Here is a 20,950-nt window from a genome sequence, read left to right as displayed (position 1 = left end):
CATGGAGCTGACTGATACTAATCGGTCGAGGGCTTGACCAGAAGGTTTAGGGAAAACGGTTGTGGCTTGGTTGTTCAGTATGTGGTTTTGAAGGTATGTATGAATGAGTGTGAGACCGCCTGAAAGGGCGGTTTTTTCGTGTGTAAAAACATATAAACAGAAAATGCTCCTTGATGAAATAAGGCGTTGAGTGATATAATTGTTACTGCTGAAAATGAAATTTATGGAGGAAATAAATGGAGAAAAAGAAACGATCTTTTCAGATGCCACACACCTATATTATTATTTTTGGGGTGATTCTTGTGGCGGCAATTTTGACGCTTTTTATCCCTTTGGGACAGTATGACACAAAGGCGATTACCTACACTGTGAATGGGGAGGAAAAGACCCGAACAGTAGTGGATCCGGACAGCTTCCGTTATGTACTGGATGAAAACGGAGATAAAGTCACCCAGGCAGCACCTCTTTTTGGCACAGAGAGTGTAGGAGGCCGGGGAGGTATCCTGAACTATGTTTTTGAAGGCCTTACCACAGGAGATAAGAGTTCCGGCGCTGTGGGAATCATCGCATTTATCCTGGTGGTAGGAGGTGCCTTTGGCGTTGTTCTGCGGACAGGTGCCATTGAAAGCGGCATTATGCGTGTGATCGATCTGACGAATGGAAAAGAAATTCTTCTGATTCCGATTCTGATTACCCTGTTTTCACTGGGAGGAGCAGTTTTTGGAATGGGAGAAGAGGCAATTCCCTTTGTAATGATCCTAGTTCCCATGTTTATTGCTATGGGATATGATGCGATCGTAGGCATCATGTGCAGCTATGTGGCAACTCAGATTGGCTTTGGCAGCTCCTGGCAGAATCCATTTGGTCTGGCTGTGGCACAGGGAATTGCCGGAGTTCCGGTTATGTCCGGCGCATGGTTTCGTATCCCGCTGTGGATCTTTTTTACAGTCCTTACAATTGTATTTACCATGCGGTACGCGGCAAGGATAAAGAAAAATCCGAAATTATCTGCAGCCTATGAGTCCGATCAGGAGTATCGCGAGGAATTTGCAAAACGGGGCAGAGATGAGCTGCCCTTCACTCTGGGGCACAAGCTGGTCATCCTGGATGTATTTTTATGTATTATCTGGACCATCTGGGGCGTAGTGGAAAAGGGGTATTATATTCCGGAGATAGCCTCCCAGTTTTTTGTAATGGGCCTTGCGGCAGGCATCATTGGCGTTGCATTTCACTTAAATGATATGAGGCTGAATGATATTCCAAGAGCCTTTGACCATGGAGCGGCAGATCTTCTGGGAGCGGCTCTTTGTGTAGGTATGGCGCAGGGGATCATTATCATTCTGGGTGGTACAGATCCGTCTCAGGGAACCGTTCTCAATACTATTCTTCATACGCTCAGTGATGGGATGAAGAATTTCCCGCCGGTGATTTCTGCCTGGTTTATGTATCTGTTCCAGTCGGTGTTCAACTTCTTTGTTGTTTCCGGTTCCGGGCAGGCTGCGCTCACTATGCCGATCATGGCGCCATTAGCAGATCTGGTAGGCGTGGAGCGTCAGGTGGCAGTCGTTGCCTTCCAGCTGGGCGATGCCTTTACGAATTTTATTGTTCCGACATCGGGCTGTCTGTTGGGAGCCCTTGCCGCAGCCAGGCTGGAATGGGGCCAGTGGGCGAAATTTCAGATCCGTTTTCAGGCGTTGCTTGCAGCCTGCGGTTCTGCAGCTGTGATTCTTGGTGTGCTTACAGGTCTGTCATAAGACAGGGAAAGGAGAGCGGGTATGGAGCTTTTGATCATTATTGTTCAGGAATTGGATTTTCCCAGGCTGTCCAGTGCATTTATCCACAATCATGTACTGGCAACTAAATTCTGTACAGAAGGACTGTATCTGAATAAACGAAATATTACTTTGATGGTATGTATTCCAAAAGAAAGAGAAGAGGAAATACTGGGCTATATCCGCAGCAGCTGTATCGAGCGGGAAGAGGAGCGCCTGGTCAGTGAATTTAACGGTATGACAATGGTGGATGTGACAAAAGGAGTAAAGGTGGGCGGAGCTACCGTATTTTTTATAGATATTGACCGGATGCAGAAGTTTTAATCTCCGTGCCTTTACATCATATGCAGGTCGTGATAAGATGAAACTGAAATGTGTAAAAGGATGGAACTTACATGGATCTTTCATTCGCCTTTTTCTGGAAACAGGTTCTTGGAAGTCCGGCTTTAATGATCACTGTTTTTCTGACCCTGTGTGTGATCTTCGTAAATGGGTGGACGGATGCCCCCAATGCCATTGCGACCTGTGTTTCTACACGGTCTATGGATGTGGAGCTGGCGATCATCATGGCAGCTGTCTGCAATTTTGCCGGAGTAATGGTGATGACTATGGTAAATTCTACCGTGGCCATGACCATTACAAATATGGTAAATTTTGGGGGAGATAATCATCGGGCTCTTATAGCTCTCTGCGCGGCTCTGTTTGCCATTGTGGCATGGGCGGTGCTGGCCTGGTATTTCGGCATTCCTACCAGTGAGAGCCACGCTTTGATCGCAGGGCTCTCAGGCGCTGCCATTGCAATGCAGGGCGGCATTTGGGGCATCAATGGCAGTGAATGGATCAAGGTCATCTACGGACTGGGACTTTCGACGGTTTTGGGGTTTGTTCTGGGCTTTTTTGTCTGCAAGCTGGTATCCGTTTTGTGCGGGAGATTCGACCGGAGAAGGACAGACGGTTTTTTTAAGGGAGCTCAGATCGGAGGAGCGGCAGCTATGGCTTTTATGCATGGCGCTCAGGATGGGCAGAAGTTTCTGGGGGTACTGCTTCTTGGAATCTGTCTGTCCGGAGGAAATGACAATGCAGCAGGGATCCGGCTTCCTGTATGGATGATGCTCCTCTGTTCTCTGATCATGGGGACAGGAACCTCGATTGGGGGAAAAAAGATTATTAAATCAGTAGGGATGGATATGGTAAAGCTGGAAAAATATCAGGGATTTTCTGCTGATCTGGCTGGAGCGCTGTGCCTGCTTTTATCCTCTGTGTTTGGGATTCCTGTGAGTACCACTCATACAAAGACAACGGCTGTCATGGGCGTGGGAGCGGTAAAGCGGCTGTCGGCTGTCAATTTTCAGGTCGTAAGGGAAATGATGCTGACGTGGGTACTGACCTTTCCAGGCTGCGGAGTGATCGGGTTTCTGATGGCGAAGCTTTTTATGGTATTGTTTTAGGAAAAGCAGAATGCTTGGGAGGGAAAATGTCAAAAAAAAGCGACAATTATTATTTTAAGAATTTCGTGATCTGTGCAGAGTACGGGGAGGAGGCTGCCCGTATGCTGGAACGGAATTTAAAAGAGTTTGACGTGACCCATTTATCAGAAAGGCTGGATGAAATCCATGGAATCGAACATGCCGCAGATCAGAAAAAGCATGAGATGCTGGCGGCCCTGGTAAAGGAATTTATCACACCGATCGAACGGGAGGATATTATCCTGCTCAGTGAGGCAATCGATGAGGTGACCGATACGATTGAGGATGTGATGATCCGGCTTTATATCAACAATATCCGTATGATCCGTCCGGATGCGGAAGCATTTGCCCATTTGATCACACGCTGCTGCAAAACCTTAAGCAGGCTTATGGAGGAATTTAAAAACTTTAAAAAGTCAAAAAAGCTTTATGGACTTATGGTGGAACTCCATACACTGGAAGGAGAGGGAGACCGCCTTTTTATACAGGCTATGCGCAGGCTGCATACAGAGGGTTCGGATTCTCTGGAGGTAATTGTCTGGAGAGAAATCTATATTTATCTGGAAAAATGCTGTGATGCCTGTGAACATACGGCAAATGCGGCAGAACGTGTCATACTGAAGAACACCTGATACACGGCAGAAAGAGCAGAAGCGGAAGTTTGGTAAAATTTACTTAAGAGAGAGAAATATTTGGTAAACGGATTTGAACGGAGGAAAAAATGCCTGCCGGTCAGATCCGTTTTTTGCTGTTATATATTGGAAAAGCGTAGAAAATAGTCGGATTTTTGAAATGACCGCGGGGATAACAAAAGAAGGTAAACACAAAACCTGGAAGATGAATGGTAAACCAATGGGGAGAAATTAGGTAAACAATAGAGACGCGTGTAAGAGAAACGAGAGTTGCATAAATACGGTGATTCGTACAATATGTACAAAAACATTATATATAAATTGTGTAAAATATTAGAATATAAGAAAATAAATAAAAAAGTATTGACAGGAATCATCAAAAATACTATACTCAAGCCATAGGTAAACCAATTTACCAAAAGCAACAGATACAGCTGTACGGGATATCACAAAGTAAAAAAGAAATACGAATGGTAAACAAAAGTAAACCTGTTCGGGGAGGACAGGGTGACTGTTCGCAGATTAAGGATTGACAGATCTGTGACAGATTCAGAAAGGATGAGGGAAAAATGACAGGGATTATCATAACAGGACATGGCCATTTTCCAACCGGGCTTTTAAGCGCGGTAAGTCTGGTGGCAGGTAAGCCTGAAAAGGTAGAAGCCGTTGATTTTACAGAGGGAATGAGCTCCGAAGAACTGAAAGGGCAGTTAAAGGAGGCAGCAGACCGTCTGGAGGAACAGGAGATTCTGATTTTAGCAGATCTTACCGGAGGAACGCCTTTCAATATGGCAGCCGCTGTTAAGATGGAAGAGACAGAGAAGCATTTTGCAGTAGTTTCTGGTGTCAATATGCCTGCGCTTGTGGAAGGTGTATTTTCAAGAGTGATGTATGGTTCTTTAGAAGAGCTGGCAGCAGGTGTGATGAAGGCGGGAAAAGAGGGACTTTGCAGTCTGGAAGCTCTGGCAGACGAGGAAGAAGAGGAAGCGCCTGAGTTTGAGGACGGCCTGTAAGATACCGGGGCAAAAGCCGGAAGATAAGGAGGAGGACGAAGTGATAAAGACGATTCAGGTTGAACCGATTAAGAATCGGGAGCATTTTTTGAATATGCCCTTCCTTACAAAGGAAGAGGTAAAAACAGCCATGGACCGGGTAGTGAAGCAGACAGAGCTGAATATGGAGTATTTCGGCACACGCTTCCCATGGCCAGCTGCAAAACAGGGTACATATGAGATCATTGACAACATCGAATGGACAGACGGCTTCTGGACCGGTCTTTTATGGCTCTGCTACGAGTACACCAAGGATGAGAAGTTCAGGAAACGTGCTGAGGAAAATATGGCTTCTTTCTTAAATCGAGTGGAGAAGCGTATTGAACTGGATCACCATGATCTGGGATTTCTTTACATTTCTTCCTGTGTGGCAGGATATAAACTGACCGGTTCTGAGACAGGAAAGCGGGCTGGAATTCTGGCGGCAGACAAGCTGATGGAGCGTTTTCAGGAAAAGGGAGGCTTCATTCAGGCGTGGGGAGCACTGGGAGCCAGAGATAATTACCGTCTCATTATTGACTGTCTTTTGAATATCCCTCTGCTTTACTGGGCAACGGAGACAACAGGAGATAAGAAGTATGCAGACGCGGCAAAGCGCCACTATGAAACAGCCTGCAACTATGTAATCAGAGACGATGCTTCCGCTTATCATACATTTTACTTTGACCCGGAGACAGGGGCTCCTTTAAAGGGTGTAACACGTCAGGGCTATAGTGATGATTCTGCATGGGCAAGGGGACAGGCCTGGGGTATCAGCGGTATTCCATTTAATTACCGCTACACAAAGGACGAAAGCGCATTTAACTTGTTTGAGGGCATGACGAATTATTTCTTAAACCGTCTTCCGGCCGATGATGTGTGCTACTGGGATCTGATCTTCGGAGACGGCTCCGGACAGTCCAGAGATTCCTCAGCAGCGGCTGTGGCTGTGTGCGGTATACATGAGATGATGAAGTATCTGCCTGAGACGGATGAAGAGAAGGAAACCTACCGGAGAGCCATGCACGGCATCCTGCGTTCTCTGATTCAGGGATATGTAAATCCGGATATGCATCCGGGAGCACCTATCCTGCTTCATGGCGTTTACTCCTGGCATTCCGGTAAAGGTGTGGATGAGGGAAATATCTGGGGAGATTATTTCTATATGGAAGCTTTACTGCGGTTTTATAAAGATTGGCAGTTATATTGGTAAAAAATGGAGGATTTAAAAATGGCAGAACCAAATATTGTAGCATTTCGTATTGATGAGCGTCTGATCCACGGACAGGGACAGCTCTGGATCAAGGCTTTAGGTGCAAATACAGTAATCGTTGCAGATGACGGCGCAAGCGAGGATCCTATGCAGCAGATGTTAATGAAGGCAGTTGTTCCAAAGACCATTGCCATGCGTTTCTTCTCTGTTCAGCATACCTGTGACGTGATCATGAAGGCTTCTCCCAAGCAGACCATTTTCATTGTCTGCAAGACTCCGGCAGATGCGCTGCGTCTGGTAAAGGGCGGCGTTCCGGTGAAGGAGATCAATGTGGGAAATATCCACAGAGCTCCAGGGAAAGAGGAGATCAGCAAATATATCGCTCTGGGCGAGGATGACAAGGCAGCTTTAAGAGAGCTTCGTGATTCCTATGGAATTACATTTAACACAAGAGCGACAGCATCCGGTGACGACGGTTCCGGAAAGGTCGATCTGAATAAGTATTTATAAAGGATACAGGAGGGAAAAAAAGTGACTATTTCAATTACGCAGTGTGTTTTGATCGGTCTGTGGACCGCATTCTGTTTGGCAGGTATGCTGTTCGGTATTTATACCAACCGTTGTCTGATCATGTCTGCAGGCGTGGGACTGATTTTGGGAGATCTTCCTACAGGACTTGCAATGGGGGCTGTCGGTGAGCTTGCATTTATGGGATTCGGCGTATCTCAGGGCGGATCTGTTCCGCCAAACCCAATGGGTCCTGGTATTGTGGGAACCATTATGGCAATCACTATGAAGGATTCCGGCATTGATACAGGTTCTGCCCTGGCATTATCCTTCCCATTTGCAGTAGCATTCCAGTTTGTGATTACAGCTACCTATACATTCGCAACCACACTTACCGGTCTGGCCTACAAGGCATTAGACCGCAAGGATTTCAGAGGTTTCCGTCTGGCAGCCAACGCTACTGTATGTATTTTCGCTCTGGTAGGCTTTATCATTGGTTTTGGAGGCGCATTCAGCGCAGAAGGACTTCAGAAGGTTATTTCTCTGATTCCTGCATGGCTGAGTACCGGTCTGGGTATGGCTGGAAAGATGCTTCCTGCCATCGGATTTGCTATGATTTTAAATGTAATGGCAAAGAAAGAGCTGATTCCATTCGTACTGTTAGGTTACATTGCAATTGCTTATATTAAGCTTCCTGTAATGGGCGTGGCTGTACTGGGAACAGCAATTGCGCTGCTGGTATTCTTTAATGCCGGCAGAAAGGGTGACGATTCAGTAGAAGAAGTGGAGGTTGAGTTTGAAGATGGCATCTAATCGTTTGGAAAAGAAAGATTATTTAAAAACGTCCCTGCGTGCTTTTTTTCTGCAGAACGGATTTAACTACGGAAACTATCAGGGCCTTGGCTATGCCAATGTAATGTATCCGGCTCTGCGCAAGCTGTACAAGGATGACGATGATAAGCTTCAGGAAGCATTAAGAGAAAATATTGAGTTTTTCAATACCAATATCCATTTCCTTCCATTTATTACCAGTCTTCATCTGGTTATGCTGGAAAATAAGACTCCTTCCAAGGAGATTCGTAACATCAAGATGGCTCTTATGGGACCGCTGGCAGGTATCGGCGATTCTCTGGCTCAGTTCTGTCTGGCGCCCCTCTTTGCAACCATCGGCGCATCCCTGGCACAGGAAGGCCTGATCATGGGACCGATCCTGTTCTTCCTGGGAATGAACCTGGTGCTGTTAGCCTTAAAGATCGCTACCGGTATGTGGGGATATAAGGTAGGAACAAGCATTATTGAAAGCCTGAGCACCCGTATGGAGCAGATCTCCAGCGTGGCAAGCATGATCGGCGTAACCGTTATTTCCGGACTGGCTGTAAACTTTGTAAAGATTACAACGCCAATCCAGTATGTGGCGCAGATGCCTGATAACCAGCAGAAGATCGTTGCAATTCAGGACATGATTGACGCCATTGCGCCAAATCTGCTGCCTGTATTATTTACAGGTCTGATCTTCTACCTGATCAAGGTAAAGAAGTGGACCACTTACAAGTTAGTTGTTTTAACGATCATCATCGGCGTGGTACTGTCCTGCCTTCATGTGATCGCATAAAAAAAGATTCAAAAAGGGGAGATTTACCCAGGGGAGACGCATTTCGGCGGCTCCCCTGTTGGTGCATTAAAAGGAGAAAAAATGACAGAGGAAAGAAAGAAGATTCTCGCCGCCGTGACAGAACGGGCAGAGAATTTTGTAAAAGGATTTGATCTGGAGTTTGCAGCCGGTTATATGAAAAAACGGGAGGAAGCAGAGGCGGAAGAGCTTCTTATACGGGCCGGGGAGCTGATGGATCAGACCTTTGTGTTTGCAGATAAATGGGATATGGAGCCATGCAGAGAGCCCTATACCCTGACAGAGATGGAGTGGCAGAGGACGCCAAACGGGGATCCGGAGTGGATATTTATGTTAAACCGCCACGATTACCTTCATAAGCTTATGATGGCCTATTACCTGACAGGAAACGAGGCTTATACAGATAAGCTGAAATGGTATCTGTTTCACTGGATGTGTCATAATCCCATACTGCCTGAAGGCTCTGACAGCACCCGTACCATAGATACGGGAATCCGCTGTATGAACTGGGAAGATCTGATCCTCCATCTGGCAGGAAACGGGATGCTCACGCAGGAGGAGCTGGATGAGCTTCTCTTAAAGCTGGATGAGCAGTTTGAAAATTTAAGACAGCGTTACATCGGGAAATATACCTTAAGCAACTGGGGGCTTCTTCAGACAACAGCGATCTGCGAGGGTTATCTGCTGTTCGGAGACAGTCTTTGTCATCCTGATACGGGAAAATGGGCCTGGCAGGAGTTAAAGCGCCAGCTTGATTTGCAGGTTATGGATGACGGTTCCCACTGGGAGCAGTCTGTCATGTACCATATGGAGGTACTTTTGGCCTCCATGCGGCTGATGAAATGGAAAGAACTGGAAGAAAATAATCTGTGTCCAGAGAGATACAGAAGCGATTTTTCGGAGGAATGGGATTGGCTGAAAGCCCTTATAGAGAAAATGAGCCTCTATGTGCTTTATTGTGCCGGTCCGGATCACAGGCAGCCGGCCCAGTGTGACAGCGATCGGACTGATGTAAGGGACATTATGGTAAAGGCGGCTGTTCTTACTGGAAATGGCGTATTTCGGTTTTGCGGATATGAGGCTCTGGATCTGGAAAGCCTGTGGCTTTTTGGACGAAAGGGAGCGGAGCGGTATGAAGCAGCTGTATCCAGGGAGCCGGAGCGCCTGAACTATCATGCCCAGGATACAGGTAATATCTATATACGGAGCAGCTGGAAAGAGGACGCAAACTACACATACCTTTCCTGCGGCCCTCAGGGAAGCGGTCATGGTCATGGGGATCTGACGCACATTTCCCTGTACTATCAGGGAAAACCATTTTTGATTGACAGCGGCCGGTATTCCTACCGGGAGGATGAACCGCTGAGGATGGAGTTTAAAATGCTTCAGGCCCACAATGTCTGTGTGGTTGACGACGGTTCTGTGATCCGTCCGGACGGTTCATGGAGCTTTCATTCCTACGGGGACTGTTTTAAGACATATTACCGGGAAAAGGAAGGGATCTCCTACTGCGAGATGGCTTACCGCGGAAGGCTTGCAAGCGGAGAAGGCTGTCTGGTTACGAGGAAGGTTATGACAGCCAGAGAGGGGCTGTGGCTGATTGTCAATGATATCTGGTGTGAGGGAAAGCATACGGTAAGAGAATATTACCATCTTGATCCCGGTGCAGAAGCAAGGGTGGCAGAAGATGAGATTCTCCTTACAAACGGATCTGTACAGTTAAAGGCGCTGGGAGAGCCGCAGGAGCATGGGCCATGGACCCAGCCGGTTCCGATTCCATTTCAGCTGGAAAGCTGTAAGGTTTCACTGGAGTACAACCGACTTTCGGATAGTATGTGTCTGGTAAAAGAAGGAAGCTTTTCAGACTCTTTTGTAAGCAGCAGTGCCTTCTGTGGGGCCGGAGTACAGGTTTCGGCTCCTGAAGTATATCAATTTGGGGCCGGGGAGCCGGTATCAGACGGCCGTGTCGCTGCCAAAACTTTCCATCTGTCAGAGGAAGAATCCTGGACCTTTTTAGTATGGAACCGTGAGACCTTCCGGGGGGGAAAGATGTATGAGTGCAGCGGAGTCCCTGTTTATGGAAAGGCGGGAGCTATCCACAGACTTGGAGGAGAACAGACCTGGATTCGGCTCAGAAATTAAAAAGAGCGCCGGGAAAGCATTTCCCAACCCGTTTTTTTGTGGTATAGTAAAGTATAAGTTTGGTAGAAGATTGGAAGAACAGAGCATGAAAAAACTGACGATAAATGAAATTGCGGAAAAAGCAGGCGTGTCCAAGACAACCGTGTCTTTTTACCTCAATGGAAAAGCCAATAAGATGTCTGAGGAAACCCAGCAGCGGATTCAGCAGATTATTGATGAAACAGGGTATGAGCCCAGCGCGGCGGCCAGAGCCATGAAGGCCAAAAGCAGCGGTCTCATTGGCGTGATCTTAAAGGATGCGGCAGATCCCTACTGTGCCAGAGCCTTAAAGGGAATGGGAGAGGCAGCCGGTGAGACGGAGTATCAGATTCTTATTGGAAGCAGCGGCTATACCTTTAAAAACGAGCGGGAGCATGTGGAACGGATGTTAAAAGCAGGGGCAGAGGGATTTATCATTCAGGCCACCTACCGGTTTGGAATGCTGGCTGGCGAACTGGAAAAAAAGCGCAAGCCCATTATCTATCTGGAGGCCAAGCCCTATGATTTTAAGGGCAGGTATGTGAAGGGAAATAATTATGACTGCGTCTATCAGGTGATTACAGAATGTATCAAAAAGGGATATGGAGACTTTCTGATGATTTCTGATGGTGAGAGTTCTATGGGAACTGCCTTCGAGAATACAGCCGGTTACAGAGATGCCTTACAGGATGCAGGACTGGAGGGGAGAACCCTGTACGTTCAGTCCGGCGCACGGTCGGCTCAGATTTTTGAGGCCTTAAAGGATGAACTGGATTTAAGTCTCCATACCCTGATCTATGTAGCGGCTCCAGAACTTTTAAAGGCTGTTTTTCAGGCGCTGCGTTCCCTTCCGGATTATGAACGCCTTTTTCCTGAGCATCTGGGGCTCATTGGCTTTGACCCCGAAGGCTGGACGCGGATGACCAGCCCGCCGGTTTCCGCTATTATCCCCCCGGCGCAGGAAGAGGGAAAACGTGCCATGACGGAGCTTTTAGAGCTGCTGGACGGAAAAAAGAAGGATACAGAGGTTGTGTTTAAGAATATTGTGAAATGGAGAGGGACTACGGTCTGAGCGCTATAAAAATGAGGGTATCGCCCAATCATTATCAAATCAGATGATTGGGCGGTACCCTCGTTTTATACATTTATACATGAAAAAATTCAGAGAAACTCTGTTGGCAGCCAGCTTATCCTGCAGGGAATTACAGAGTACCTTTCTGAAGGATGATACATCCGTAGAGTGCAGTTTCACCAGTAGCTACTACAGCATAAGCATGTTCTGCAGCCTTATAGAAATCAAAACGTTCAATCATACCGATACAGTCATCACCACGGGGGTCATGGCGCCGGACGATCTGGCGGTATTCTTCCCAAATGGGGGTGGGTATGTCTTTGTCACATTCCTGTTTGTCCATGATCAGAACTGGAGCTTTTACAGAAGCGTCCAGAGGGAAAAAATGCAGAATCGCGTCTAAAAGTTCTGTAGCCCGTACTCCATCAGCTCTCACCAGCATACTGTGGCGGGCGCTGGAGGCGGAGGGATAAAACGCGTCTCCAATGACCAGAGTATCTCCATGACCCATTTCTGCAAGGACTTTTAAAAGATCAGGGGAAAGACAGTTTGGAATTCCTCTTAACATAATGTGTACCTCCGTAATCGTTATTTTAACTGCCGGTATCATTTGCAGGCAGCAGTTTGATGATAAAAGTGGTTATTTCTGTCTCTGACTACAAAATAGCACAGCCGTTAAAAAAAAGCAAAAACAAATTATGAAACAGAATGAAACGGAATGGAAAAACGGCTGATTTTCAACACAATATCCAACAAGATAGATAAAAGAATGTGAAAAGTGTACATTTTAGTATCATGACGTTATGATTTTTTTACAATAGTTTTTCCAAAATCTGATAGTAAATTTTACATTTCTTTTTTTATACTTATATTCATCCGATCCGGTGGGCTGAAATCTAAAAAAGGGTATATCTTTGTAATGTTTATTTTAACAGCCGGCATGGTTTGCAAGCGGCAGTCAAATGATAAAAGGCAAAAGAATTTATGAAACAGAATGAAACGGAATGAAAAAACGGCTGATTTTCGACACAATATCCAACAAGACAGATACAAGAATGTGAAAAGTGTACATTTACTTTGTGCAAAATGTGTGATTACATAGAAATATAAAGAAGAAATGTAACGAAATGACCAAAAATAGGCGGATGAAACAGAACCCGCAGAAAGGGAAGCGGATGGCCGTAAACGTAAGAGAAATTGCAAAAAAAGCCAATGTTTCTGCTGCAACTGTTTCAAGAGTGTTACATCAATCGGAGCAGGTAAAGCCGGAAACCAGAAAAAAAGTGGAAGAAGCGATGAGACAGCTTCAGGTAACAGCAGGGGAACTGGTACGCAGTGCCAGGATGGATACCAGAATTGTGGGAATTCTGGTGCCAGATCTGTCCAATTCTTTTTTTTCAGAGTGCATTTTGGGAATCGAAGAATATGCCAGGGAAGCGGGACTGACCACCATTATTTGCCATACGAAGGAGTCCGACCAGGAAGAAGTGAGGTATCTTCGGATGTTAAAGGAAATGCATGTATGCGGGATCATTATGACTCCCACATCCGATGATAATGACTATATGAACAATGAGTATTTAAATCTTTTGATCGACATGAAAATTCCGGTAGTTTTACTGGACAGGGATGTGAAATACTCTCAGCTGGACGGTGTATTTATTGATAATGAAAATGGGGCCTTTAATGCAGTGAAGCTTCTTTTAGAAAACGGGCATCGCAATATTGCCATGATTTCTGGCCCTTTAAATACGGTGCCGGGGCGTGGAAGAGAAGAAGGCTACCGCAATGCATTTGAATTTATGAATGTACCCTTAAGGGAGGAATTGATCTATGAGGGGCATTTTAGTATTCAGGGAGGCAGAGAGGCCACGGAAATGATATTAAGGGAACATCCGGAGGTAACGGCTATTTTTTCTTCTAACAACCATATGACGATCGGCTGTCTTTCCCGCCTTTTTGAGGAAGGGCTTAAAATACCGGAGGATATGGCGGTGATAGGATTCGATGACATTCCGATCCTGAATCAGCTTGGCTATGAAATTACGGTGGTAGGCAGGCCCACCAAAGAGATGGGACATCAGGCTGTTAAAATTCTGGCTAAAATGATGAACGGAAAACGCACTGATATGACGCGGAGAATCATTCTGATTCCCAAGCTAATTATCCGCGGTTCGGAACGGCTGTGCAGGCCGGCAGATTAAACAGGGAAAGGAGAATGACAGGTTATGAAAAAAGTGGCGGTGATTGGAAGCTTTATTGTGGATCTTATGGCCAGGACGCCTCATCTTCCAGAGCCGGGAGAAACGGTGATGGGAAGCTTTTTTAAGGCTGGACCGGGAGGTAAAGGAGGGAATCAGGCAGTGGCTGCCAAGCGGGCAGGAAGCAATCTGGTATACTCCACAAAGATTGGTAAGGACAGCTTTGCAGAGATTGCCAGGGCCTCCTTTGCGGAAAACGGGATTTCCATGGATTATGTGTTTGAGACGGAGAAGGCTGCCACAGGAGCGGCACTGATTTCTGTGGATGAAGTTACCTCCCAGAATGAAATTATCGTGATTTTAGGAGCCAGCGCCACTTATGAGGAGGAGGATCTGGAAAAGCTTAAGGAGGCACTTTCGGGCTGTGAATACCTGCTTCTTCAGATGGAGATCAATCGGGAGGCTACAGAAAGATTGATTTCCATGGCCTACGATATGGGGATTCGTGTGATTTTAAATCCGGCGCCGGTACAGCAGCTTTCAGAAGAGTTATATTCTAAGCTGTATCTGGTAACGCCTAATGAGGTGGAAGCCAGAATCCTTACAGAAATTGCCTGCGATGACATAGAAGGGTGCAGGCAGGCGGCCAGGGCATTTATGGAAAAAGGCGTGGAGCGGGTGATCATCACCATCGGCAAGCGGGGCGTGTATTATTATGACGGAGAGACCGAGGAAATCATTGGAAATTATAATGTGAAAGTGCTTGATACCACCGGAGCAGGAGATGCGTTTAACGGAGGACTTTTAGCAGGGCTCAGTCAGGGAATGGAGCTTCTTTCTGCAGCTCGATATGGAAACGTGGTATCGAATCTTGCGGTGACGAAGCTGGGAACGGCCCCTGCTATGCCAACAAAGCAAGAAATAGACGTTTTTATTGAAAAAGAACAGATCAAATTTTAAGGAGGGGAATAGAGCATGAGTTCAATCACATTGAAGAACATTCATAAGGCTTACGGAAAGGACGTGATCATTCCGGATCTTAATTTTACCATTGAAGACGGTTCCTTTACTGTATTGGTAGGACCTTCCGGCTGCGGAAAATCAACCACCTTACGGATGATCGCGGGACTGGAAAAACCCACATCAGGAGAAATTTTTATTGATGATGAAAACGTAGTGGATGTAGATCCGGGCAAGCGGGGCATCGCTATGGTATTCCAAAATTATGCATTATACCCCACCATGTCCGTGCGGGACAACATCGAATTTGGATTGAAGAATAAAAAAGTGCCGAAGGAAGAGAGAAATAAACTGATTGCCGATGTGAGCGAGGTTGTTGGCCTGACGCCGTATCTGAGCAGAAAGCCATCTGAACTGTCCGGCGGACAGAGACAGCGTGTGGCATTGGCCAGAGCCATGGTAAAAAATCCCAAGGTATTTTTGATGGACGAGCCTCTGTCCAACCTGGATGCCAAGCTGCGTCAGCAGATGCGTGTGGAGCTGATTGAACTGCACAAGCGTTTGGGAACTACATTCATTTATGTGACCCATGATCAGGTTGAGGCTATGAGTATGGGAGATAATATTATCCTTATGGATAAGGGCATTATTATGCAGCGCTCTACGCCTAAGGAAATGTATCACAATCCCCAGAATGTCTACACAGCCCAGTTTATTGGTACGCCGCCCATGAATATTGTGAGCAATATGGTGAAAGGGATCCAGGTGGGATTCAGGCCGGAAAAGACTTCCCTCATTGATCCGGGAGACGCTGTCCTTTCCATTCAGGGACGGATCATTACCAAGGAACAGCTGGGAGCTGAGATGAACTATTCGATTGAAACGGCCTTTGGAAAGGTGATGGTAAAGACGGAGGATGATATTGAAGGTCAAGAATGCCGTCTGTACATCCGGGAAAAGAATGTCTTTGCCTTTGGGGAGGACGGAAACCGCATTCCTGTGACAGAGGAGATTAAAAAGGCTTTGGAACAGGTGGAGAAAGGGGTGTAGAGTATGGAGGATAAAAAAGGTTCTGTAAAACAGAAGGGGAACTTTTGGAATCATGACCGCAAGGATGCCTTAAAAGGCTATCTTCTGATTTTTCCATCCATTCTGCTTCTGGGGATTTTTACGATTTACCCTATTTTTTACCTGCTGGACTCCAGCCTTCGGGATGGAAGCCTTTTAAGTAAAAAGAGGGAGTTTGTAGGCCTGGAAAACTTTATCACTCTGTTCAAAAGTGTGGATTTTCACACGACTCTGAAAAATACGTTTATTTATTCCGTTGGTCTGGTGGCAATCCTTATGGTGCTGGCTACTTTGCTTGCTGTATGGGTGAATGGAAAAGCTCAGAAGCGTTTAAATAGTGTGACATTAGCAGCAGTGTTTACCCCTCATATTATTTCTCTGGTTTCTGTATCTACGGTATTTTTATGGATCATGGATCCCCAGATTGGAGCAATCAATTATGTGTTGCGCACACTGGGCTTAAAGCCCTTCCCATTTTTAGCCAGCAGTAAAACTGCATTGGCATCTCTGGTAGGCATGATGGTGTGGAAAAGCCTGGGATATTATTCACTCTTAATTCTGGCGGCTCTGCAGGGAGTACCAAAGGACATTTATGAGGCTGCCGAGATTGATGATACACCCAAAATCCGTACATTCTTTCGGATTACCCTGCCTATGATCAGTCCTACTCTGTTTTTCACTACGATTGTGGCTACCATCAGTTCCTTTCAGGTGTTTGAGACGGTAAATCTGATGACTCAGGGAGGCCCGGTGAACTCCACCAACACGTTGGTATACCAGATCTATTCGGATGCTTTTAAGTACTTAAAGCTGGGACCGGCGACGGCAGAGGCAGTAGTGCTTTTGACTATGGTAGGAATTTTAACCTTCCTGTATTTCTTCTTCCTGGGCAAGAAGGTACATTATCAATAAAAAGGAGGCTGCGACGTGAAAAAGACAGTTATGAAAAAAAAGGGACGCATTCTGGGAGGAGCGTTGAATGCGGCATTAAAGCTTCTTTTAATCTTTCTGATCGCGTATCCTTTTATCTGGATGGTATTTACATCTTTTAAACCGTATAAGGAGACAACGATTTATCCGCCTACCCTGCTCCCTACCAACTGGACAACAGAAGGGTATGTAAAGGCGTTGGAAATGGTGGATGTGGCAACGTTTCTTAAGAATTCCCTGATTGTAAGCCTGACTGTTCTGGTACTTCAGTATCTGGTGATTGTACCGGCAGCTTATGCCTTTGCCAGATGTAAATTCCGTTTTAAGGGATTTTTCTTTGGTATCGTACTGCTTGGTTTTATGATTCCTCAGCAGGTTACCTTTATTCCTATTTATCTGATGTTCAGCAAGGCAGGGCTGCTCCAGAGCCTGATTCCCCAAATTCTTCCGTTTATCTCCAACGCGTTTGGAATCTTCCTGCTCCGGCAGTATTTTATGCAGATCCCGGAGGAGATTATTGAGGCGGCCAGACTGGATGATGCGGGAGAGTTAAAAATCATTTTGAGGATTATGATCCCCATGGCAAGGCCGGCTATTTTTACGATTGGACTTCTCAGCTTTATTTCCAGCTGGAATTCCTATTTCTGGCCGCTTATCATGACGACTAAGGATGCTTACCGCACACTGCCGATCGGTGTGGCTATGTTGAACAGCCAGGAGGGCGGAAGGCTCTGGAATGTCCTGATGGCTGGAAATATGTTTCTGGTGGTTCCGATCCTGATCGTTTATCTGTTTGCAAATAAACAGATTCGCAAGGCATTTGCTTATTCTGGAATTAAATAAAAACGGAGGCTGCACATGAAAAAGAAATTAGTTGTACTGTCGGTGGACTCGCTGTTTGACGAGGACATGGAATTTTTAAAAACTCTTCCTAATTTTAAGAAGATACTGGATCAAGGCTGTTACGCGGAAGGCGGGATGAGGAGTGTCTATCCTTCTTTCACATATCCCGCCCATGCATCCATTATCACGGGAACCTGGCCGGAGTTCCATGGAATTTACCATAACGAGAAGTTAGATGTGGGAAATCCTTCGCCGGATTGGTATTGGTACCATAAGGATCTAAAGGTGGATACCATTTTGGATGTGGCTCACCGGCAGGGGCTTACGACTGCGTGTGTGGGCTGGCCCTGTATGGGAACAGATTCCAATGTGGACTGGCTGGTGGCAGAGATTTGGCCTGAGAATGATAAAGTGGATCCCAGACCTATTTTAAAGACAGGATGCAGTGAAAACATGTTTGAGGCGGGGGGAGTTATGGAGCGCCATTGGCACAAGCTGAGAAAAACCACCCAGCCCTTTATGGATCAGATGATGGTAGGTGCATCCTGCGATATCATACGCCGTTATCAGCCGGATATACTGTTTATTCATCTGGCCCATCTGGATCATACCCGACATGCCAATGGGATTCATGGGCCGGCTGTGAACCAGGCGATCATTGCCAATGATGACTGGCTTGGCCGCCTGATGGAGGCTGCTATGGATGCAGGGGTTTATGAAGATACAAATTTTGCAGTGATCAGCGATCATGGCCATTTGCCAGTGAAGCAGATGTTCAATCCCAATGTTCTTTTAGCAGAAGAAGGCTTCATCCGGTTGGATGAAAATGGAAGGATTGCCAGCTGGGATGCTTATTGTAATTCAACCTCGCTGTCCTGTCAGGTGGTGTTAAAAGATCCGGCAGACAAAGAGGTGAGGGATAAGCTGGAAGCGCTGCTGTACCAGATGAGGAAGAATCCTGCCTATGGTGTGGAATGTGTATATAATAAGGAAGAGGTGGAGAAAGAGCAGCATCTTACCGGAGATTTTGAGTATGTGCTGGAAGGAATGGCAGGGACAAGCTTTGGAGCTGCCTGCACCGGGGAAGTTTTAGTGAAGCCGGATAATTCCGATTATAAATTCTCGGTAGCGTCTCACGGCCATCTGCCCCACAAGGGCCCACAGCCTGTATTTATGATAGCCGGACCGGACGTGAAGAAAGGGGCAGTGATCCCCAGACAGCGGATCATCGACGAGGCACCTACGTTTGCAAAGATTTTCGGGTTCGATCTGCCAGATGCAAAAGGTACGGTTTTAAAAGAAATTTTAAAATAAATTCCTACAAGGAGGAGAAAGGAAGGTACGTTTTATGAAAAGAAGAGGAGCTTTGGTAATGAGCGCATTGCTGATGACCTCGCTGCTGTCCGGATGCGGAGGCGGCCAGTCGGACGCTGAAAAGACTCAGGAGGCGGCGCAGACGCAAGCTCAGGGAGAAAACCAGTCTCAGGCAGAGGCTGGGGAGACAGCTGCTGTGAATCCCGATGCTACGGAAGTTCTGTTCTGGATCAGTTTAAGCGGCGGTATGGGTGAGACGATTGAAGAGATTGTAAATAATTATAATGCCAGCCAGGACAAGGTTCATGTGACGGTAGAATTCCAGGGAAACTATTATGATATGGCAGCCAAGCTGCAGACAGCAGTTACTTCCGGCGAGATGCCTCATGTAGCACAGCTGGAAATGGGCCGTACAAAAATGTTTGCAGATTATGGCGTTCTTCAGGATATGACAGAACTGGCTCAGGAGACAGGGCTGGATACCAGTATGTTTTTTAAAGGCCTTATGAGCAGCTGTGACTGGGGAGAGGGATTATATGCGCTTCCCTTTAACCGCAGCACTCCTATGTTCTACTACAATAAAGATATGTTTGAAGAAGTGGGATTGGATCCGGAAGCTCCGCCTCAGACCTGGGATGAACTGAAAGAATATGCTGCAAAGCTTTCTATTCCCGACGAGCGATGGGGATTTGAGATGCCCATTGACGCCTGGTTCTACGAAGCATTTATTATGCAGTCGGATGGACGGATTTTGAATGAGGATGAGACAGACATAGGCTTTAACAACGAGACGGGAACAGAACCTCTGGCTATGTGGAAGAGCATGATCAGTGAAGGCATCATGAAGGCGCCTCCAGGAAAAGAGTACAATTCCTATGAAGCAGCCCGCTCAGATTTCTCCGCGGGTATCACTGGCATGATTGTGACATCTTCCGGTGATCTGGGTACTCTGAACAGCTCCTGTGATTTTGAAGTAGGGACTGCATTCCTTCCTAAAAATACCCGGTTTGGTGTTCCTACCGGAGGAGCGAATGTGGTAATGATGGCTGGTTTGGAAGAAGATTCGGCAGCTACCATGGATTTCCTGAAATACTTAACCAGCCCTGAGGTTGCAGCATATTGGGCTACAAAGACTGGTTATGTACCTTCCAGCCAGGCTGCAGCAGATACAGATGTATATCAGGAGTATATCAGTGCTAATGGCAATGCCAAGACTGCCCTGGAGCAGATGCAGTACACGGATATTCCAAGACCCATCAATGAGGATTATCCACAGATCCACTCTGAGATCATGATGACAGAGATTCAGCGCTGCATTGAGGAGCCTTCTTATACACCGGAGCAGGCTGTAACAGCAATCTCCGAGCAGACGAAAGCTCTTTTAGCTAAATAAACAAAGCAAGTATCATAACGTATGGAAGCACAGGAATCAAACCTGTGCTTCCTGCATCAAAGGGAAAATGCATAAACATGGAGGAAAAAATGGAATTGAACAAGTATATTGACCATACATATTTAAAGCCTTTTGCAATGGAATCGGATATTATCAGAATCTGTGACGAAGCAAAGAAATATCATTTCGCGTCGGTGTGCGTGAACCCCTGTAATGTTCCGCTGGTAGCAAAGGAGCTGGCAGGAAGCGATGTGGCTGTCTGCAGCGTAGTAGGCTTCCCTTTTGGTACTCATACTACTAAGACGAAGCTGTTTGAGACCAGAGAAGCTCTGGACAATGGAGCAGATGAAATCGATATGGTAATCAATGTAGGACGTCTGATCCAGGGAGATGAGGCGTACGTGGAACAGGAGGTAGCCGCTTTGGTACAGCTGTGCCATGAGAGAGGAAAAATTCTCAAGGTTATTATTGAAACCTGCTATCTCAATGAGGAGCAGATTAAAGCCATGTGCCGCATTGTGGAAAGTACCCATGCGGATTTTATTAAAACATCCACAGGCTATGGTTCCAGAGGTGCAAATTTTGAAGATATTGAGCTGTTTAAGAAATACTTGAAGATACCGGCAAAGATGAAGGCCTCCGGCGGTATCCGTACTACGGAAGATGCGAAACGATACGTGGAATCAGGGTGCAGCCGTCTTGGAACGAGCAACGGTGTGTCCATTATGGAAGGAACGAAAGCACAGGAAGCATATTAA

At 46.4% G+C, this 20,950-nt stretch carries 20 protein-coding genes; 19 read left to right on the top strand and 1 reads right to left on the bottom strand.

Annotation, left to right across the window (positions count from 1 at the left end; translation table 11 throughout):
* Positions 1-236: 236 nt before the first annotated feature.
* From yfcC to ACZM6M_RS12425, 11 genes are all read left to right on the top strand, one after another.
* Entirely contained in the window at positions 237-1,754 is a 1,518-nt protein-coding gene (yfcC, locus tag ACZM6M_RS12475; protein ID WP_337433234.1) for a putative basic amino acid antiporter YfcC, read from the top strand.
* Positions 1,755-1,775: 21 nt separating this feature from the next.
* Positions 1,776-2,096 (top strand): cyclic-di-AMP receptor, encoded by a 321-nt coding sequence (locus ACZM6M_RS12470; RefSeq protein ID WP_418762175.1) that lies wholly within the window; start codon positions 1,776-1,778, stop codon positions 2,094-2,096.
* Between the two features lie 71 nt (positions 2,097-2,167).
* On the top strand, positions 2,168-3,220 hold the full coding sequence (locus tag ACZM6M_RS12465) for an inorganic phosphate transporter (RefSeq protein ID WP_296037412.1): 1,053 nt from the start codon (positions 2,168-2,170) through the stop codon (positions 3,218-3,220).
* Between the two features lie 26 nt (positions 3,221-3,246).
* Entirely contained in the window at positions 3,247-3,870 is a 624-nt protein-coding gene (locus tag ACZM6M_RS12460; RefSeq protein WP_317437734.1) for a DUF47 domain-containing protein, read from the top strand.
* 569 nt (positions 3,871-4,439) lie between these two features.
* Positions 4,440-4,883 (top strand): PTS sugar transporter subunit IIA, encoded by a 444-nt coding sequence (locus tag ACZM6M_RS12455; RefSeq protein ID WP_066543569.1) that lies wholly within the window; start codon positions 4,440-4,442, stop codon positions 4,881-4,883.
* 94 nt (positions 4,884-4,977) lie between these two features.
* Entirely contained in the window at positions 4,978-6,114 is a 1,137-nt protein-coding gene (locus ACZM6M_RS12450; protein WP_489490456.1) for a glycoside hydrolase family 88 protein, read from the top strand.
* An 18-nt stretch (positions 6,115-6,132) separates the two neighbouring features.
* Positions 6,133-6,624, top strand: a complete 492-nt coding sequence (locus ACZM6M_RS12445; RefSeq protein WP_317437732.1) for a PTS sugar transporter subunit IIB — start codon at positions 6,133-6,135, stop codon at positions 6,622-6,624.
* Positions 6,625-6,645: 21 nt separating this feature from the next.
* Complete coding sequence (locus ACZM6M_RS12440; RefSeq protein WP_317437731.1) at positions 6,646-7,434, top strand: PTS mannose/fructose/sorbose/N-acetylgalactosamine transporter subunit IIC; 789 nt, start codon at positions 6,646-6,648, stop codon at positions 7,432-7,434.
* Positions 7,424-8,233 (top strand): PTS system mannose/fructose/sorbose family transporter subunit IID, encoded by an 810-nt coding sequence (locus ACZM6M_RS12435; RefSeq protein ID WP_066543574.1) that lies wholly within the window; start codon positions 7,424-7,426, stop codon positions 8,231-8,233. Before ACZM6M_RS12440 ends, ACZM6M_RS12435 begins: the two co-directional genes overlap by 11 nt.
* 81 nt (positions 8,234-8,314) lie before the next feature.
* Positions 8,315-10,393: a heparinase II/III family protein gene (locus ACZM6M_RS12430; protein WP_337934125.1), complete on the top strand. Its 2,079-nt coding sequence runs from the start codon at positions 8,315-8,317 to the stop codon at positions 10,391-10,393.
* A gap of 85 nt (positions 10,394-10,478) precedes the next feature.
* Positions 10,479-11,483, top strand: a complete 1,005-nt coding sequence (locus tag ACZM6M_RS12425) for a LacI family DNA-binding transcriptional regulator (RefSeq protein ID WP_066543580.1) — start codon at positions 10,479-10,481, stop codon at positions 11,481-11,483.
* Between the two features lie 130 nt (positions 11,484-11,613).
* Here ACZM6M_RS12425 and ACZM6M_RS12420 read toward each other — a convergent pair whose 3' ends face one another.
* Complete coding sequence (locus ACZM6M_RS12420; RefSeq protein WP_066543581.1) at positions 11,614-12,051, bottom strand: RbsD/FucU family protein; 438 nt, start codon at positions 12,049-12,051, stop codon at positions 11,614-11,616.
* Positions 12,052-12,628: 577 nt separating this feature from the next.
* Here ACZM6M_RS12420 and ACZM6M_RS12415 point away from each other — a divergent pair.
* The 8 genes from ACZM6M_RS12415 to deoC all read left to right on the top strand — a co-directional run bounded on the left by ACZM6M_RS12415 (position 12,629) and on the right by deoC (position 20,950).
* A complete protein-coding gene (locus ACZM6M_RS12415) occupies positions 12,629-13,687 on the top strand; it encodes a LacI family DNA-binding transcriptional regulator (RefSeq protein WP_167544848.1) in 1,059 nt (352 codons plus the stop codon).
* A 24-nt stretch (positions 13,688-13,711) separates the two neighbouring features.
* Positions 13,712-14,644 carry a ribokinase gene (gene rbsK, locus ACZM6M_RS12410; RefSeq protein WP_066543583.1) on the top strand — a complete coding sequence of 311 codons (933 nt, stop codon included), beginning with the start codon at positions 13,712-13,714 and terminating at the stop codon, positions 14,642-14,644.
* 15 nt (positions 14,645-14,659) lie between these two features.
* Positions 14,660-15,694, top strand: a complete 1,035-nt coding sequence (locus tag ACZM6M_RS12405) for an ABC transporter ATP-binding protein (RefSeq protein WP_296037391.1) — start codon at positions 14,660-14,662, stop codon at positions 15,692-15,694.
* A gap of 3 nt (positions 15,695-15,697) precedes the next feature.
* A complete protein-coding gene (locus ACZM6M_RS12400) occupies positions 15,698-16,624 on the top strand; it encodes a carbohydrate ABC transporter permease (protein WP_066543586.1) in 927 nt (308 codons plus the stop codon).
* Between the two features lie 15 nt (positions 16,625-16,639).
* Complete coding sequence (locus tag ACZM6M_RS12395) at positions 16,640-17,485, top strand: carbohydrate ABC transporter permease (RefSeq protein WP_242962919.1); 846 nt, start codon at positions 16,640-16,642, stop codon at positions 17,483-17,485.
* A gap of 15 nt (positions 17,486-17,500) precedes the next feature.
* Positions 17,501-18,799: an alkaline phosphatase family protein gene (locus tag ACZM6M_RS12390; protein ID WP_489490454.1), complete on the top strand. Its 1,299-nt coding sequence runs from the start codon at positions 17,501-17,503 to the stop codon at positions 18,797-18,799.
* Between the two features lie 34 nt (positions 18,800-18,833).
* A complete protein-coding gene (locus tag ACZM6M_RS12385) occupies positions 18,834-20,192 on the top strand; it encodes an ABC transporter substrate-binding protein (protein WP_489490453.1) in 1,359 nt (452 codons plus the stop codon).
* A gap of 89 nt (positions 20,193-20,281) precedes the next feature.
* On the top strand, positions 20,282-20,950 hold the full coding sequence (gene deoC / locus ACZM6M_RS12380) for a deoxyribose-phosphate aldolase (protein WP_296037382.1): 669 nt from the start codon (positions 20,282-20,284) through the stop codon (positions 20,948-20,950).

The organism is Enterocloster sp., assembly GCF_057861365.1.
This window is presented reverse-complemented; position numbering and strand designations above follow the sequence as displayed.

What these genes read in the sequence shown, in the direction of transcription:
- yfcC (WP_337433234.1), top strand. Translation starts at nt 237, where the DNA reads ATGGAGAAAAAGAAACGATCTTTTCAGATGCCACACACCTATATTATT.
- ACZM6M_RS12470 (WP_418762175.1), top strand. Translation starts at nt 1,776, where the DNA reads ATGGAGCTTTTGATCATTATTGTTCAGGAATTGGATTTTCCCAGGCTG.
- ACZM6M_RS12465 (WP_296037412.1), top strand. Translation starts at nt 2,168, where the DNA reads ATGGATCTTTCATTCGCCTTTTTCTGGAAACAGGTTCTTGGAAGTCCG.
- ACZM6M_RS12460 (WP_317437734.1), top strand. Translation starts at nt 3,247, where the DNA reads ATGTCAAAAAAAAGCGACAATTATTATTTTAAGAATTTCGTGATCTGT.
- ACZM6M_RS12455 (WP_066543569.1), top strand. Translation starts at nt 4,440, where the DNA reads ATGACAGGGATTATCATAACAGGACATGGCCATTTTCCAACCGGGCTT.
- ACZM6M_RS12450 (WP_489490456.1), top strand. Translation starts at nt 4,978, where the DNA reads ATGCCCTTCCTTACAAAGGAAGAGGTAAAAACAGCCATGGACCGGGTA.
- ACZM6M_RS12445 (WP_317437732.1), top strand. Translation starts at nt 6,133, where the DNA reads ATGGCAGAACCAAATATTGTAGCATTTCGTATTGATGAGCGTCTGATC.
- ACZM6M_RS12435 (WP_066543574.1), top strand. Translation starts at nt 7,424, where the DNA reads ATGGCATCTAATCGTTTGGAAAAGAAAGATTATTTAAAAACGTCCCTG.
- ACZM6M_RS12430 (WP_337934125.1), top strand. Translation starts at nt 8,315, where the DNA reads ATGACAGAGGAAAGAAAGAAGATTCTCGCCGCCGTGACAGAACGGGCA.
- ACZM6M_RS12425 (WP_066543580.1), top strand. Translation starts at nt 10,479, where the DNA reads ATGAAAAAACTGACGATAAATGAAATTGCGGAAAAAGCAGGCGTGTCC.
- ACZM6M_RS12420 (WP_066543581.1), bottom strand. Translation starts at nt 12,051, where the DNA reads ATGTTAAGAGGAATTCCAAACTGTCTTTCCCCTGATCTTTTAAAAGTC.
- ACZM6M_RS12415 (WP_167544848.1), top strand. Translation starts at nt 12,629, where the DNA reads ATGAAACAGAACCCGCAGAAAGGGAAGCGGATGGCCGTAAACGTAAGA.
- rbsK (WP_066543583.1), top strand. Translation starts at nt 13,712, where the DNA reads ATGAAAAAAGTGGCGGTGATTGGAAGCTTTATTGTGGATCTTATGGCC.
- ACZM6M_RS12405 (WP_296037391.1), top strand. Translation starts at nt 14,660, where the DNA reads ATGAGTTCAATCACATTGAAGAACATTCATAAGGCTTACGGAAAGGAC.
- ACZM6M_RS12400 (WP_066543586.1), top strand. Translation starts at nt 15,698, where the DNA reads ATGGAGGATAAAAAAGGTTCTGTAAAACAGAAGGGGAACTTTTGGAAT.
- ACZM6M_RS12390 (WP_489490454.1), top strand. Translation starts at nt 17,501, where the DNA reads ATGAAAAAGAAATTAGTTGTACTGTCGGTGGACTCGCTGTTTGACGAG.
- ACZM6M_RS12385 (WP_489490453.1), top strand. Translation starts at nt 18,834, where the DNA reads ATGAAAAGAAGAGGAGCTTTGGTAATGAGCGCATTGCTGATGACCTCG.
- deoC (WP_296037382.1), top strand. Translation starts at nt 20,282, where the DNA reads ATGGAATTGAACAAGTATATTGACCATACATATTTAAAGCCTTTTGCA.